At 56.0% G+C, this 15,266-nt stretch carries 12 protein-coding genes; 4 read left to right on the top strand and 8 right to left on the bottom strand.

Annotated elements, in window-relative coordinates; all coding sequences use genetic code 11:
* Positions 1–3: 3 nt before the first annotated feature.
* Entirely contained in the window at positions 4–1,821 is a 1,818-nt protein-coding gene (locus AAFH99_RS06210; protein WP_406828957.1) for a diguanylate cyclase, read from the bottom strand.
* 490 nt (positions 1,822–2,311) lie between these two features.
* A complete protein-coding gene (locus AAFH99_RS06205) occupies positions 2,312–3,103 on the bottom strand; it encodes an enoyl-CoA hydratase (RefSeq protein ID WP_051687030.1) in 792 nt (263 codons plus the stop codon).
* Positions 3,104–3,400: 297 nt separating this feature from the next.
* Here AAFH99_RS06205 and AAFH99_RS06200 point away from each other — a divergent pair, with 297 nt between their 5' ends.
* The gene (locus AAFH99_RS06200) at positions 3,401–4,183 is read left to right on the top strand and encodes a tryptophan 2,3-dioxygenase (protein WP_043317704.1); all 783 of its coding nucleotides are present in this window, start codon (positions 3,401–3,403) and stop codon (positions 4,181–4,183) included.
* Between the two features lie 122 nt (positions 4,184–4,305).
* Here the strand turns inward: AAFH99_RS06200 and AAFH99_RS06195 are convergent, their stop codons facing one another.
* Positions 4,306–4,728, bottom strand: coding sequence for a biopolymer transporter ExbD (locus AAFH99_RS06195; protein WP_043317707.1), 423 nt, complete (start codon positions 4,726–4,728; stop codon positions 4,306–4,308).
* Between the two features lie 166 nt (positions 4,729–4,894).
* Positions 4,895–5,365 carry a methylglyoxal synthase gene (locus AAFH99_RS06190; RefSeq protein WP_043317709.1) on the bottom strand — a complete coding sequence of 157 codons (471 nt, stop codon included), beginning with the start codon at positions 5,363–5,365 and terminating at the stop codon, positions 4,895–4,897.
* A gap of 215 nt (positions 5,366–5,580) precedes the next feature.
* Between AAFH99_RS06190 and AAFH99_RS06185 the strand changes: the two genes are divergently transcribed.
* Positions 5,581–6,039, top strand: coding sequence for a hypothetical protein (locus AAFH99_RS06185; RefSeq protein ID WP_043317711.1), 459 nt, complete (start codon positions 5,581–5,583; stop codon positions 6,037–6,039).
* A gap of 119 nt (positions 6,040–6,158) precedes the next feature.
* Here AAFH99_RS06185 and AAFH99_RS06180 read toward each other — a convergent pair whose 3' ends face one another.
* Positions 6,159–7,004, bottom strand: coding sequence for a redoxin domain-containing protein (locus AAFH99_RS06180; protein WP_043317713.1), 846 nt, complete (start codon positions 7,002–7,004; stop codon positions 6,159–6,161).
* Positions 7,005–7,127: 123 nt separating this feature from the next.
* Between AAFH99_RS06180 and AAFH99_RS06175 the strand changes: the two genes are divergently transcribed.
* Positions 7,128–7,985 (top strand): hypothetical protein, encoded by an 858-nt coding sequence (locus tag AAFH99_RS06175; protein ID WP_043317716.1) that lies wholly within the window; start codon positions 7,128–7,130, stop codon positions 7,983–7,985.
* A 74-nt stretch (positions 7,986–8,059) separates the two neighbouring features.
* Here the strand turns inward: AAFH99_RS06175 and AAFH99_RS06170 are convergent, their stop codons facing one another.
* From AAFH99_RS06170 to AAFH99_RS06160, 3 genes are all read right to left on the bottom strand, one after another.
* A complete protein-coding gene (locus AAFH99_RS06170; RefSeq protein ID WP_406828956.1) occupies positions 8,060–11,227 on the bottom strand; it encodes an efflux RND transporter permease subunit in 3,168 nt (1,055 codons plus the stop codon).
* Entirely contained in the window at positions 11,224–12,438 is a 1,215-nt protein-coding gene (locus tag AAFH99_RS06165; RefSeq protein ID WP_081847985.1) for an efflux RND transporter periplasmic adaptor subunit, read from the bottom strand. Before AAFH99_RS06165 ends, AAFH99_RS06170 begins: the two co-directional genes overlap by 4 nt.
* Before the next feature lie 287 nt (positions 12,439–12,725).
* Positions 12,726–13,496, bottom strand: coding sequence for a cyclic nucleotide-binding domain-containing protein (locus AAFH99_RS06160; protein ID WP_231491681.1), 771 nt, complete (start codon positions 13,494–13,496; stop codon positions 12,726–12,728).
* 364 nt (positions 13,497–13,860) lie between these two features.
* Between AAFH99_RS06160 and AAFH99_RS06155 the strand changes: the two genes are divergently transcribed.
* Entirely contained in the window at positions 13,861–15,102 is a 1,242-nt protein-coding gene (locus AAFH99_RS06155; protein WP_406828955.1) for a TonB family protein, read from the top strand.
* Positions 15,103–15,266: the final 164 nt, after the last annotated feature.

The raw sequence follows: 15,266 nt of genomic DNA, 5'->3' as shown, positions 1-15,266 counted from the left end.
ACCTCAGGCGGGCTCCATTCCCGGCTCCGTCGAAACATCCGGCGTGACCAATTCGCCGGAAAGCGACTGTCGGTACTCTACCACCTGGTCTCTGCCCCGTTGCTTGGCGGAATAAAGGGCCTCATCTGCTTCACGCATCAGCTGCTCGAGGGTCTGCGCCTGGTGTGCACAGGCAACCCCAATACTCGAAGTGAACTGAACAGTGCCTTCGGGACAGGGCAGGCGAATACCCGCGATATTGTCGCGCAGCCGCTCTGCAGTGTGCAGGGCATCCGGCTTGGTTTCGGTAATCAACAGGGCAAACTCTTCCCCGCCGAGACGACCAAATATATCTGTCTCGCGGATTTTGTCCTGAATGGTGTAGCTGAACTGGCGCAACGCTTCGTCGCCAATCCCGTGACCGTGGTTATCATTGATGGATTTGAAGTGGTCAATATCAAACATCAGCAGGCTGACCGGCTCACCTTTCCGATAAGCACGCTTGATACAGAGTTCGGCCTCAGCGAGAAAGCTACGGCGGTTACGGATTCCGGTGAGGGGATCGGTACGGGCTTCCATCTCTGCCTGCTGCTTGGCCTTCTCCAGCTCTTCGGTGCGCGCACGCACCAGGCCTTCCAGCTTCACCTTGGATTGCTCCAGGTGACGGCGATACTGTCGCTCCGACTCCAGCCCCTGCAAACGGACCCGGCGCAACTTGATGCCCATTGCCGCCATGATCGTGACCATTTCCACAAATGAGCTCAGTGGCGGCAAGTAGTAATTCAGAAGGTTGTGCTCGACCAGCCCCAGGTCTCGCAATGCCTGGTAGAAAAGTCCGCTGAGCAAGAGTGTCCAGCCAATGGCAAAAACAGCCGCTTCACTGGAACCCTGACGCCAACGCACCAGCGCAATGAACGTCATTACCGGGTAGAACAGCAGGGCCAGCGTAATACTGATAAGCGCAACCTGCTTTATTTGCAGTAAGGCGCTGACCAACAGCACTGCAGCGTTGAGCATCATCAACAGCAGGATGTAATCCAGGCGCGGGGTGCACTTCCGGGTCTGCAAAAACAGGCGATCGAAGACCACGCCGCAGAAGATACTGATAGCACCCGCAGCAGACATATAGCTCCAGTGGAAGTGATTCTGCACTACGTACTGATGGGTAAAGCCGAGAATAGTGCCCCAGGCAATGATCTTGGAGATTCCGTAAACAAAATAGGCAAAAAAGCTGGAATCGCCGGTGGTTACCCCGACAATCAGTGAAAACAGTGATATCAGAGCAATTCCGCCGAACAGGAACGCCAGCACGGCGGTTTCACCGGTGTGGGACTTGCTCAACGCGTCCGGGCTCCAGATTCGCATGGACGGGAAGACAAAACCGGCCTCTTCAGAATCAAAACGCGCGAGAAACCCGCGGCTTTCTCCTGCCGCCAGCTCGACAGGCACCACAAAACGATTGTGGAACACTGGGCGTCGGGCAAAAGGCTCACCCATGGCCTGGTCCGCAATCTTCTGAAACTCAGAACCGTCGCCTTCACCCCGGGAGTAGGCACGTAAGCGAATCAATTGGTGATCCACATATTCGAGTCGCAGGGGTAAGTTGTGGGCCTCTGTGTTTTGCAGCTCGAAATAGGACCAGTAACTGCCCTTCTTCAGCCCCGTGGACCCTGCACTAGTCAAAGGCGTGAACTCACCGGAACGCAGCGCATCCACCGCAGCCGACAAATCGGCTTTGCCGCTGGGATCGTGCCAGACAGAACCCTGTCCGGTACGTTGCGAACCCTCTTCTCCCGCACCGACCTCAACAGCCGAAACTGCGTATACCGCAGGGCCTGACACCAAGAACACCAACAGCAAGACAACGGCAGGCACACGCAACCAGTACCGATGATGCCACCGGTGGGAATCTGCTGTAGAGGCCACTTTGTGTATTCGTGGAGCTGTCATAGAGCGCCTGATGTATGCACCCGGCGTGCGTTATTGTTAAACCGGGACAAGAATCCTGTATCGGCTCAGTACGGGATGGACGGATTCCCGCGAGCGTGAGCCATGTCTAACGGAGAAGTTTACCGGCTCCCGGGCTCAGAATCACTCGGCGATCTTTTCCGACCCCGCAAACCACCGGAAATAAAACCTAAAAGAAAGCTCACAAACAGAAATAAAAACCAAACAATAAAAACTAAAAAGAAAAATACTCCACAAAAAATGTCAGAACAAAAAAAAGGCCGCCAATGACGACCCTTTTATAGACGGCAGCCCGCTAAATATGCCGAAATCTCCAGATGGGGGGTATTTGCCCCCTTCACCACCCCAGATACCGGCAGTAGCGTCACTCGAACCGGGAAAAATCCGCCGGGCGCTTTTCCATAAAGGCGGTCGCCGCCTCGCGGAATTCGTCCGACTGCAGCCGCTTCTGGAAGTGCCCCGCCTCTTCTCGAATTGCTGTCAGGCCCGCTTCATAGGTCCCCTGCCGCAACAGTTTTTTACTCAAGCGTACGGCCTCAGGCGCCTTCGTGGCGAGATCGGCAGCATGCTTTCTGGCCCGTTCCAGAGCCTCCCCTGAATATACGACCTCATTGCAGATATTTACATCGGCAGCGGTTTGCGCATCAAATTTGTTGCCTAATAGCAAAAGTTCAGCGGCTTTGGCGTGCCCCATGATACGCGGCAAAATCAGGCTGGAGGCGTACTCGGGGCAGAGCCCCAAGTTTACGAAGGGCATTTGAAAAACGGCATCATCTTCCGCAATCGACAGGTCACAGTGCAATAACAGAGTGGTTCCAATACCCACTGCCACGCCGCTGACCGCCGCTATAACCGGTTTCGGGAACTGATAAAGAGCCATCATGAACTGGAAGACCGGGGAGTCTTCGCTGCTCGCCGAGCCCCCCAGGAAGTCCGCAAGATCATTGCCACTGGTAAAAGCGCCACCAGCCCCGGTAAGTATCACCACACGTACCTGAGGATCTGACGCAGCCACATTGAGTAGCTGGGCCATCGCCGCGTACATGGCCTGGGTCAGAGCGTTTTTACGCTCTGGTCGGTTGATCGTGATCTCCAGTACGCGGTCAATTAGCTGGGCGTCTATTTCCGCACAGGGGCTCTGCAAGTGGCTTGGCATACGGGCTCCAATAGTCTGGCGTCGTTATAGGGATTTGGACCTAGTTTAGCCACTGAGGACTGGCACACGAGGTCCAATTCGACCAGTTTGAGTTACCGATTCCAAATACGCGGCTCAGGTGGCAAATAGAGAGAGAGACGCAGGTAGGATTTTTCCAAAATTAGCGCATCTGACCTTATAATGCGACCAATAAATAGCGCGACTGCGCAATAATACAACTGAAGCACACCAAATTGCGTTATTTTCATTGCACAAAACGCTATGAAACTGACGTTCGGTGAGAGGGGATATTCGAATATGACGGTGACATACAGCTCTTACCTTAAGGTCGACGAGCTGCTGCAATGCCAGCGACCACTTTCAGAGGGCCCGGAACACGACGAACTACTGTTTATCGTGATTCACCAGAGCTATGAACTGTGGTTCAAACAACTCTTGCACGAGCTGGATTTTCTGGTTCGCCTATTCAATGCAGGAGAGCGAAATCGCGCTCTGCATACGCTGAAACGGGTAGACGCGATTTATCGTACCCTGATCCAGCAGGTCGACATACTCGAGACCCTGACACCACTGGAATTCAACTCCTTTCGCGACCGCCTTTCCACCGCCAGCGGTTTCCAGTCCTACCAGTTTCGTGAGCTGGAGTTTCTCTACGGCGCCAAGGATGCCCGAAAGCTCGACAACTACCCCACTGGGTCCGAGCACTACCTGCGCCTTCAGAAGCGATTGCTAGCCCCAACATTGTGGGACGCATTCCTGCAATTTCTCGCACACGAGGGCCACGAGATTCCCGCCTCTGAACGGAATCGAGACTTCAGCCAGGTCGCTGAACCATCGGCCGCCGTGCAAAAGGTTCTGATCGATGTGTATCGTAACGATCCACTGGTCAGTGAAATCTGTGAGGCCCTCGTGGATATCGACACCTCCCTGCAGCAATGGCGCTACCGCCACGTAAAAATGGTAGAGCGCACCATTGGCAGCAAAATGGGCACTGGCGGATCCAGCGGTGTCGGCTACCTGCAGAGCACCCTGTTCAAGCCGGTTTTTCCGGATCTTTGGGCTATCCGGGCAGAGTTCTGATCCCCCGCGACTTCTGCCCCCCCTGCTCAGACGCGAGAAATCACAGGCATAAAAAAAGCCAGCAAATGCTGGCTTTTCCATCCTGTGAGAGCCGGGCTCTCGACGAAGATCAACCCTGACGGTCAATCTTCGTAAGGTACGAGGGACACCTGAATATTCGGGTTTACCTCTTTCGCCGCGTCGGCGATGGTCACATAGGTGTCGGCACTAGACTTGTTGTGCGCACGAATGATCACGATAGCCTGTGGATTCTCCGCGAAGAGCTGAGCGATACGGGCACGTACTGCACGGCTGTCAACACGGGTGGGGCCCATCCAGATCTCGTCAGCAGAGTTGACGCTGATCAGGATGTTTTGCTTGTCTGGATCGGGCGGAGTCTGCTCGGTCTGATCCGGATCAGGAACGTTCACGTCCAGCGCCTTCTCTTTTACGAAGGATGCCGTCACGATGAAGAAGATCAACATGATGAATACGACGTCCAACATGGGCGTCAGGTCGATGTCTGCTTTTTCTTCTTCTACGGCCTTACCGCGTCGTCTACTCATAAAACACCGTACAGTTTTTGATTCGAATTCGCCGGATTCACCGGTCTAATCAGGTGGGGAAGATTGCCGGGAAATGGCCATCAATGCAAGTGCAACCTGCCACGTAGCCGCGATCCCCTTAAAAATCAATAAGTTAGAGAGCCACCACCAAGAAAAAGGCTACAAATTAAACAGCAATTTCACCGGTTCTGGCCGCCAGATAGCCCTGATAGTCAGGTACTTCACGGGCGAAACTCTGCGACATCAGCGCAGAATGGATCATCATATCCGCACTGCTGGCGTTGCACGCTACCGGTATATTCCACACCGCTGCGATACGCAGTAGCGCCTTTACGTCTGGGTCATGGGGCATGGGCTCAAACGGATCCCAGAAGAAAATCAGGATATCCACATCCCCCTGGCAAATCTTGGCACCTAGCTGCTGATCCCCTCCCATTGGGCCGCTGAACAGTTTTTCCACAGGCATACCGGTGGAGGCCTCAATCTGGGTCCCGGTGGTGCCAGTGCCGAGAAGCTGGTGCTGCTGCAATATCGCCCGGTGCTTCTCACACCAGGCTATCAACCCTTGCTTACGGTTGTCGTGGGCAACCAGTGCGATGCGCTTTTGCGCGGCGATCGGCTTGTCGATGGTCTTCATGTGACTCCATAGCGGAAGCTAGTCAGCTCTTGCGGCAGGCCCTCGCGGGATCTGGACGCATACCAAAGGAATATGTGGATTATGCAGAATTCCCTGCCTCACATCCATTTAACCACGACCGGCACCCTCGGCTCCCCCCCTTCCATCTATGTATAATTCGCGCCTGCGACACCCGGGCAAATCTGACCCGGGCCTGCTTTTATATAGGAGTTACTATGAGTGTCGGTGCCTGGGAGCCTGCCAATCAGGCTTCCAATGATCAATCCGGTCAGGAAATTGACCGCGCTCTGCTGGAACAGATTCTGGCGCTAATGGGCTGCGACCCGGCAAAAGCCGTGGATCCAGATTGCGCGGCAGCCCCGGCAGCAATGAGCGCCCCCACTTTTGATTCCGCGACGCTGCCCGATGCGCTAAAGCCTGCGCACTGGCTGGCCGGCCTACCCGCCAGCCGGTGGTTACAAGAAGCCTCACACTGGCAGCCACAGCAAATCTGGGGATTAATCCGCTTTTTCACGCTCGCGGAATCCAGGCTCGATTGGCCCGGCGGCGCCGAGTCACCGGTGATTCCCCTGGCCAAGTCTTTGCGCCAACGCAAGGCGCCCCTGAATAAAGATCAACTAATGTGGATACGGGAACATTCCGACAATCGCTATTTACCCTATGGCCCACTCTGACGTGCATCGAGCTCGAAAGGGCTAGAGGATAAAGGCTAAATATTAGAAAAGGGCGCATCGCTTTCACCGATACGCCCTTTTTCATATGCGCTACATGGCGTTTCCACTTCGACGCGCGTTCAGTCCAGCAACCGATAACACTGGGATCGCAATAACTCCGCACTCGGCAGGGTTCGATAGCTGCCGGGAAGCGCTCGCCACAAAATAGTGCCTTCGTCATCCACCAGCCAGGCACTCGGCCGGACTGCATCAGCAAACCAGGGAGAAACCAGGAGCGGAGCTCCATGGCGGGCGACAAATTGGGCGGGCCCGGCTAGCGGTGAAACCTCGTCAGAAAACACAGGCGAGTCAGAAAGTGGCTTCAACAAATCAGCCGGCCAGGAAGAAGGGGGCTGAGCACTCCACAGCAACACGCCAATCTTCTTCCGCTCAAATTCAGGGCGCAATTCCTGTAGCGCTACCAGCTGGTGACGGCTATCGGCACAATAACTGCCCCGAAGGAATATTACAAAGACACCACTCAAGCCATTTACCGCACAAAAATCGCCAATTTTATGCTGCCGCCCCTCACGATCGCTCAACTCAGGAAACTCCTCGTTTACAGCGGGCATGTGTGGGTGGGATATCGCACTGAGGTGGTACAGGTAAATCAAAAAGGCAAAAAGATTGAAAAGCACAAGATAGATTGGCAAGCCACGCTGGGTATCCGCCAGCAGAGTCAGTGCGAGCCCTGCCAAAACCGCAAAAAAAGCCGTGGATTCACGTAAGTCCCCCGCTAATTTCTGAGGTCGTAAAAATCGCATCAGCATCCAGAGCGGCAGCGCCAGTGCATTAATTATTACACCCAGCCAGGCAACTTTTTCAGTGGTAGCTGCACTCCCCAATAATGGGATCAATGCACCGAATCCGCAGACCAACAGCCATGAGAAGGTGAAAAAAGTAAAAAAAGCCTTAATTTTATTCATTACGGAGTAAAAACACCCTGAAAACACTTGCATTCAAGTATATAAATAAGCTGCAATTAGCGCGATGAATTCCACTCATCCAAAATAACACCTAAATACTAAATTTAGACACAGGGATATTTTATGGCCGTACGTAAAAGTAGCGCTTCTCGCGTAAGTGACGTAGCAAAACTGGAAGCAGAACTCTCCGCACTGAAAGCTCAACTGGAAAAGGCTCGCAGTGGCCAGGAAGCTGAAGCAAAGAAGGTAGCGGATAAAGCCAGCAAAGAGGCTGACAAAGCTGCCAAAAAAGCACAAGCTGCCGCTGACAAGGTAAAGGCAGTACGCGCGAAGAAGAAATCCGCAGCTCAGCAGAAGCAGCTGAAGACTGCTCAAGCTGCTGCCGCGACCGCCAAGAAAGCAGCAACTGCAGCCAAAGCCGCTGCGGCTGACGCGAAAGCCAAGCTGGCAACCATCGCCGCCGACAACAAACTGGCAATCAAGATCGCCAAGGCCGTAGCCAAAGAAGAAGCAGCAATCACCAAGAAGCTGGCCGCTGCAGAGAAGAAAAAAGCCGCTGCTGCTGCCAAGAAGGCCGCTGCCGCTGCCAAGAAGAAAGCCGCTGCAGACAAGAAGAAAGCCGCCGCTGCTGCCAAGAAGGCTGCTGCTGCTGCCAAAAAGAAAGCCGCTGCTGAGAAGAAGAAAGCCGCTGCCGCCGCTAAGAAAAAGGCTGCCGCTGAGAAGAAGAAAGCTGCTGCCGCCAAGAAAAAGGCTGCCGCTGCTGCCAAAAAAGCGGCTGCGAAAGCAAAAGCCAAGACCAAATCTGCGGCCAAGAAGAAGCCTGGCCGTCCCGCCAAAAGCGCAGCCAAGAAGCCAGCCGCCAAAAAACCTGGCCGCCCAGCCAAGAGTGCTGCCAAGAAGAAGCCCGGTCGCCCGGCCAAATCTGCCGCTGCCAAGAAAGCACCAGCTCGCCGTGGCCGTCCACCAAAGGCCAAGTCCTGATCGGTCAATTCTGGCTAGCAGAATGCAAAAACCCCGGCTCGCCGGGGTTTTTTTTGCCTGTAATCAGGCGCTCCTCAACGAAGCGCTCCCGCACCAGTCGGGCCAAACTTCCGGATTAGCCCCTGAATCAGATCCTTCACCACCGAAGGCAGGGCCAGCATTACCGGTGTAACAATCAGGGTTAGCAGGGTTGAGAAGCTCAGTCCGTACACAATCGCACTGGCCAGCTTCACCCAGAAGGAGGCGATCACTCCGTTTACCACCACATCCCGGCCAACCATATCCACACTCACCCCCAACGCGAGGGGCAGGAGACCGAGAATCGTGGTCGCTGTGGTCAAGAAGACCGGGCGCAAACGCTGTGCAGCGGCCTTTACCGCAGCAGCCCCGGCATCCAGCTCCGGTTCGGATTTACGCACATAATTGTAGGTATCGATCAGTACAATATTGTTGTTCACCACGATCCCCGCCAACGCCACAATACCGACCCCTGTCATTATCACGCTGAAGGTGCTCTGGGTAATTGTCAGACCAAGCATGACCCCGGCCGTAGACATAATCACCGATGATAGAATCAGTGCAGACTGATAGAAGCTGTTGAACTGGGTAACCAGTAAGATAAACATCAGGAATAGTGACAGAGAGAAGGCGACCTGCAGGAATACCAGCGATTCACTCTGCTCTTCGTCAGCCCCCCGGTAAAGCAGCTCGACACGGTCGTCCAGCGGGTTCGCGTCCAGCCACTTCCGGATCTCCCGCACTTTGTCATCGGCGAGAACCCCATCTTCGACATCGGCCTTTACCTGCATGCGGGTAATACCATCAATACGTTCAATCTTGTCGACTTTAGGTCCAGCCACAGTGGAGACAAAACTGCTGACCGGCACAGCGCCACCGGGCGTATTCACCTTCAGTGCGTCCAACGCAGTAATTCCACGGGCATAATCCGGGTAGCGAATACGGATATCCACTTCCTCATCGGAGTCGTCGGGGCGATATTCCGCCATCAACACACCATTAGTAACCAGCTGCACCGCGCGCCCGACGCCCGTGAGGTCCGCGCCATATAGCGCCGCCTTGGCACGATCGACGTTCACCTCCCACTCGATACCCGGCAGTGGCGCTGTATTGATGATATCCCGCACACCGTCGAAATCGTTTTCCAGTGCCCGATGCAACCGCCAGGTCTCAGCGAGCAAACGATCGTAATCACGGCTGCGCAGCTCCAGCACGATATCCTTGCCAACCGGTGGGCCGCCCTCAAAGGCCTTGGCACTGGTTTTTATCCCGGCGAAATGGGCGGTGCGCTCCCGGATATCAGCAAATATCTCCCGACTTTTGCGCTCGCGCATCTCGGTGGAGTGTAACTCCACCAGCAGATTGGCGATCTGATCGGGAGCCTTTTCCTGGTTGCCCGAGATACCACCGGAGCCAATAGCGGTATACACCACACGCACCTCCGGCACATCCATAACGGCGGCCTCTACCTGGGTGACCAGCGCCCGTTTTTCCTCCAATGACAGGTTCCCCTGTGCCCTTACTTCTACGTTGCCATACTGCTCCTCAGTTTCGGTAAAGAATTCCACCCCGGGGTTGAACTTGCCGAACGCGATAAAGATGGCGATCAGCACCGCGATGGTACTGCCGAAAGAAACCAGTGGGTGACGGACAATCGGTGCGAGCGCACGGGCATAGAAGCCGGTAACGCCGCTAAGCTCGGTAGGATTACCGTTTTCCAGCTGCTTGAGGTATTGCTGGGTTGGTAGATCCATATCACTTTTGCCAAATACCGAGCCCAGTACCGGAGCAAAAAACAGCGCGTAGACCAGAGATCCCGCCAGCACTGCGAATACAGTTACCGGCAGGTAGCGCATAAAGTCGCCCACGACTCCCGGCCAGAAAATGATGGGTAGAAATGCGGCCAGTGTCGTACCCGTGGATGCGACCACCGGCCAGAACATCCGCCGCACCGCAATGGAGTATGCCGCACGTGCGCTGAGCCCCTCTGCCATTTTCCTGTCGGCAAACTCGGTAATCACGATGGAGCCGTCGATCAACATTCCCAGCGCCAGCAGCATCCCGAACATCACCATAAAGTTAAACGAGTAGCCGAGAAGCCAAGTGATGATGGAGCCAAATAATAGCGAGAATGGAATACCAAGCCCGACCAATAATCCGGAGCGGAAGCCGAGGGCTGACACCACAATGATCATCACCAGCAACATGGCGGTAAGGATATTGCCCTCCATTTCACTGACCATATCCCGCGCCCAATCAGACTGGTCGAAGACAAAATCTACGTCCACCCCTCGCGGCAGGTAGTCGCGCTCGGCATTGACTACCGCGCGCACCTTGTCGGCCAGGTCTACCGCACTGGCGCCGGTGCGCTTCTCCACGTTAATGGAAAGCCCCTGGCGGCCATTCACACTGGTGTAACTGGTCGCGTCCTTGAAGGTACGGCGGATATCCGTCACCTGACCCAGGGTAACGACCCCGTCATCGGACTGCTTCAACGGGATCTGGTACACATCATCGGCCGTTTCAATCAGCCCCGGAACCTTGACCGAGAAGCGCCCCTTACTGACATCCATCTCACCGGCGGGGATCAGCAGGTTATTGCCCAGCACCGCATTGATCAGCTCACCGCTGGTAATCTGGTAGTGCTCGAGCCGTACCGGGTCAATAATCGCCTCAACCACCTCTTCCCGGTTGCCACTGATATCGGCGCTCAGCACTTCACTGACGTTTTCAATTTTGCGCTTTAAAACCTGCGCACTGCGCAGCAGTTCCCGCTCACTTGCCCCATTGCCCGCAAGGGTCACGACGATTGCGGGAAATGGCTGAGCGGATGCCTCTTCTACGATCGGCTCTTCCGCATCGCGGGGCAGCTCCGCCTTTGCCCGGTCCACCGCATTGCGTACTTCATCCACAGCAGCATCTATATCCAGCGCGGAGTCGAACTCGATAACGAGATACACCAGTGACTCCCGAGCGGTGGCCATAACCTCTTCCACCCCCTCAAGCGCGCGAATCTCCTGCTCCAATGGCCGAATCAGCAGGCGCACCCCGTCTTCCGGGGATATCCCCTCGTGCATGACCTGAACAATCACGATCGGCGGATTGACCTCCGGGCTGGACTCCACCGTCATGGCACCGCGGGCCGCAATCCCCATGATTACGATGAGAACCATGAGGCTGAGGCTGCTGCGAAAACGATCAACAGCTCCTTCCAACAGTCTCATTGCTGCGACTCCTCCGGCTGCTGCCCTCGATGGGAAGTTTGCTGCGCGGATACCGCCGTGGGACCGCCTGAACTACCACCATCGCCGGACAGTGGTGCAGGCAGGTCACCGGCAGAATTCTCCAGCTCGAGTTCCACCAGTTCACCGACACTGACATATTCCTGCCCCACGGTAATCAACAGTGTCCGTGCAGGCAGCCCGGCAACCCACACTCCCTCATTTTCATCACTCACCAGGCGGACACTGTGAAATGCCACCCGGTGTTCATTATCGAGAACCTTCACCCCCAGCAGGCCCGCGTCATCGAGCGTCAGCAGCGAAGAATTGATACGGTGTGCCATCAGCTGGCCGGTGGGCAGCGCCATGCGCGCACTCACACCACTGCGCAACGTGCCTTCGCCATTGGCGACGGCTACCTCCACACGATATGCGCGGGTGACCGGGTGGGCCTGCTGGCTCACGTAGCGAAGACTGCCCTCCATCACCGCGCCACCCTGCAATTGCGCGCTCGCCTGTGCGCCAGGCATCAGATTAGCCACCTGCGACTCGGAAACTTCTCCCACAAGAAGCATCGGGTCCAGGTCCAGAATGGTTGCGCACTCCTCACCTCGACGAACAAAATCCCCAAGTTCGACGGCTCTACTATTTACCACCCCGTCAAAGGGGGCGCGGATGCTCAGGTTCTGCACATCCAGTTGTGCACGCTTCAGGTCAGCGCGTGCACTGGACAGAGCCACCTGCTGCTGCGCCATTGCCGAATCCGACTGCAGGCCCCGCCCCTTCAGTTTTTGCGCACCGGCGAAATCCAGCTCCGCCTTTTTCAAGGCCGCCCGCGCTCGTGTCAGCTTTTCAGGTCGATCCTCGGCAGCCAGCTCACAGATCACATCGCCCTTACTGACCCGGTCACCCTCGTCGACCGGCAACCCCGCCACCACACCATCAAGCTCGGCACGCAGCTGAACACTGCGATTGGCTTCGGTACGGCTATTGACCACAACACGTGTGGTATAGGGTTGTGCCTCTATATACCTCCCCCGAACCTTAACCCTCTCGGCGGGTGCCACAGATGACCGGCTGCTACTCGTTGGGTCCACCGATCCGTTGTCACTTTCGACGAGCAGACCGCTCAGCAGCCAGATGGCCGCCATTCCCCCAACAATGACCGCCGCACGATAGTTGCGTTGTCGCCAGAGCCCCAACAGAAAACTCATACCCGCATTCCTGACTGCAATATTTGAAATTTGTTAAGTGTGGATTTTATGCACAATCCATGAAGGGTGCAGCGTCCAAAGCTGCCGAATTACGAAATCCACAGGCAAAAGCCACGACTGCACGTCAATTCAGGTCAGCTACCTGTTACCTAAGGACGGAAAGCGGCACAGAGCATTGGAAAGACGCAGTGGACATGGACACCGCAGACAGCCAGTCCGGCACTATACGCCGGACCGAGATTGCAGGTTCACCGCCATGAGGGCAGCGGTGAGAAATGTTGCGAAAGTCAGGAGAGGATCGATTCCAGAAAATCAGACATGTCCGACTCTTCAGTGGCGAGCTGCCCGGCACCGAATTCTGCATTCCAATCAAGCAGAATCCGCGCCAGATCCCGCGCCTGGTCTGCCAGAGCCATCAGTTCTTCCTTGCAGTTTTTAGGTCCGGTGTACAATTTCAGGCGCCGATGACTGTTGGCGAGCTCGTGGTTGGGATACTTGGAGCGGTACACCTCAAGTTTCCAACGTAGGGAATGCACCATATTCCGGTAAAACACCAGCTTGGTCGGTAAATGCAGCAGAGAAAAGTCTTCCAGATCGCCAAACAGCGTACAGTCCACCGCTAGCACCTGTATTTCCTGTCCTACCGGAGCGGCCACAATGGTAGCGCTGCGGGGCTCGGCCAGAAGCATGGCAAGATCCCCAAACACCTCGCCCGGGCGGATGACAGCCAGAGGACGGTCGTCCTGGGAAGCGGCGGCATCATCGACATGCACGTGCAGCTCGCCCCGCAATAGAAAATATACCCATTGGTCCACATCACCAGCGTGCAGCAGGGCCTCCCCCGGATTCAGGGATACCAGGCGGGAGCGTTTCAGCAATACATCGTACTGCCACTCACTGGTGGCGCGGATATCGCGGAAGAGGTGAATAACATTTAATAGGCGATCCACGGCGTCACGCGGGTAATCGCTAAGCAGCTTGTAATCCATGTAAAACTTGACTGTTGCGTCGACATTCAATTGCAGCGGTGGGAATGGCCCGGCACCGCCTCTGCGCACCGTAGCTTTCTTTGTGCACCATCCGATCACGCATTCTAGGTGTAAAGTGACGAGTGTCTGCCCCGGGATTTCGGGAAATTGAAAAAACGAGACATTTTACCCATTTCAGGGTTGAACTCCATTGCAGTTGCAGTAGAGTTGAGCAGACCCTGGATCAAAATCGCGCTATTGGTGGGCACTTTCTGACCGGCACTCCCGGCATGAATTTTCCATCGCTGTATGGTGCGCATTTTACCCGGGCCGCGCCTTTCGGGGGGAAGGTGCGACCGAAGCAACTGATCATCCTCAGGGGTAATGGAAGGGGACTCAGTGCTTTACCTGCCGGTTTCTGCCCATCCGGCGACAAAAAGATACCAACGCAAAAATGAAATCGATAAAACTCGTCATTGCCCTGCTGCTGTTCGCTTCGGCCCTGACAGCCAAAGCGGCACCGCTCCTGAACGGACTGGCTCTGGAGCAACAATTCAACAAAGACCGCTATATCGTTGGCGTTTACTCGGAACAACTCTCCGATAGTGCCAGCACGCTGCTGGACAGTAATATGCCTCGCAGCATGCAGGTACGTATCATTGCTGATCGGCTCTCGGCACGTCGCTTCCGTAACCAGTGGATGGAAGGTATCGCGATCAATAACGCTGGCGACACGCTCGCCAACCAGGCGGATAACATGGTGACCTTCGCCAACCTGTTTAAGGGCAGGCTGATGACAGGTGACCACCTGCGCATTGATTACGCTCCGGATACCGGCACTACCTCAGTCTCGCTCAACGACATCATGCTCGGCATGATCGAAGACCGCGAATTTTTCAACACCCTGCTGCGTGCCTGGGTCGGCCCCGTCCCACCCTCTACCGAATTTCGCGACAACCTCCTCGCGGCAGGCCAGGTGGATTCCGGCCTGCTGGCTACCTACGAAGCTCTGCAGCCGGGCGCGGACCGGGTTGCCCAGATTGCTGCAATGGTCGACGAGCAGGAAGCGGAACAGGAAGCTGTTGCCGAAACCAAGCCTGAGCCCGCCAAGCCCGCACAGGTAGCTACCGCGAAACCCAAACTGACCGCGGACATTCCACCACCCACTCTCGCCGCAATTGGCACCGCCGCTATCCAGAAGCCTGCTGCCAGCGTCGAGGAGCCCGCGCAAGACCAGCCGGCTTCCGCCCGCGCCGAACCCAAGCCTGCCGTTGCCGCCACCACCCCGTCAACGCAGCCGAAACCGCTGAAGCCGACCACCACCCGCCCAGCAAGCCCGCCACTAGATGAGGAGGAAGAACTGGAGGAAGAGGACGAAGCTCCACTGACGGCGGATATGATTCTGGCACGCCAGATCTATCACTCCATGCTGCTGCGCCACACGTTTAAGCACATCCGTTACCCGAAACGCGCTCAGGAGCGCGGCCAGGAAGGGAGCGTGCGCCTGAATGTCACCATTGACAGCAACGGCAACGTCACCAACGTAAGCACTTTGCAGGAGTCACGCTACTCCAGCCTGAACCGTGAGGCACTCGAAGCCGTAGAGCGCGCGGGGCCATACCCTGCCACGCCCGCGCAGCTGAAGATGGAAGAGTATCGCTTCTCAGTACCCATCACCTTCCGCCTACCGGATTGATCTCAACCCGGTTCGCAAAAAAGCCCCGCTCTGCGGGGCTTTTTTATGCCCCGGTACCTGCCCCAATACCCGTCGCCTGACAGCAACCACTCGCCGCACTAAAGCTTGCCGGTATCTCCCGCACACGCATACTATGGGAGTCACCAAACTTCGCCCGGCTCACC

The sequence above is a fragment of the Microbulbifer sp. ARAS458-1 genome (assembly GCF_045348205.1).
Taxonomy (GTDB): domain Bacteria; phylum Pseudomonadota; class Gammaproteobacteria; order Pseudomonadales; family Cellvibrionaceae; genus Microbulbifer.
The sequence above is the reverse complement of the archived record's forward strand: the minus strand, read 5'-3'. Positions and strand labels throughout refer to the sequence as shown.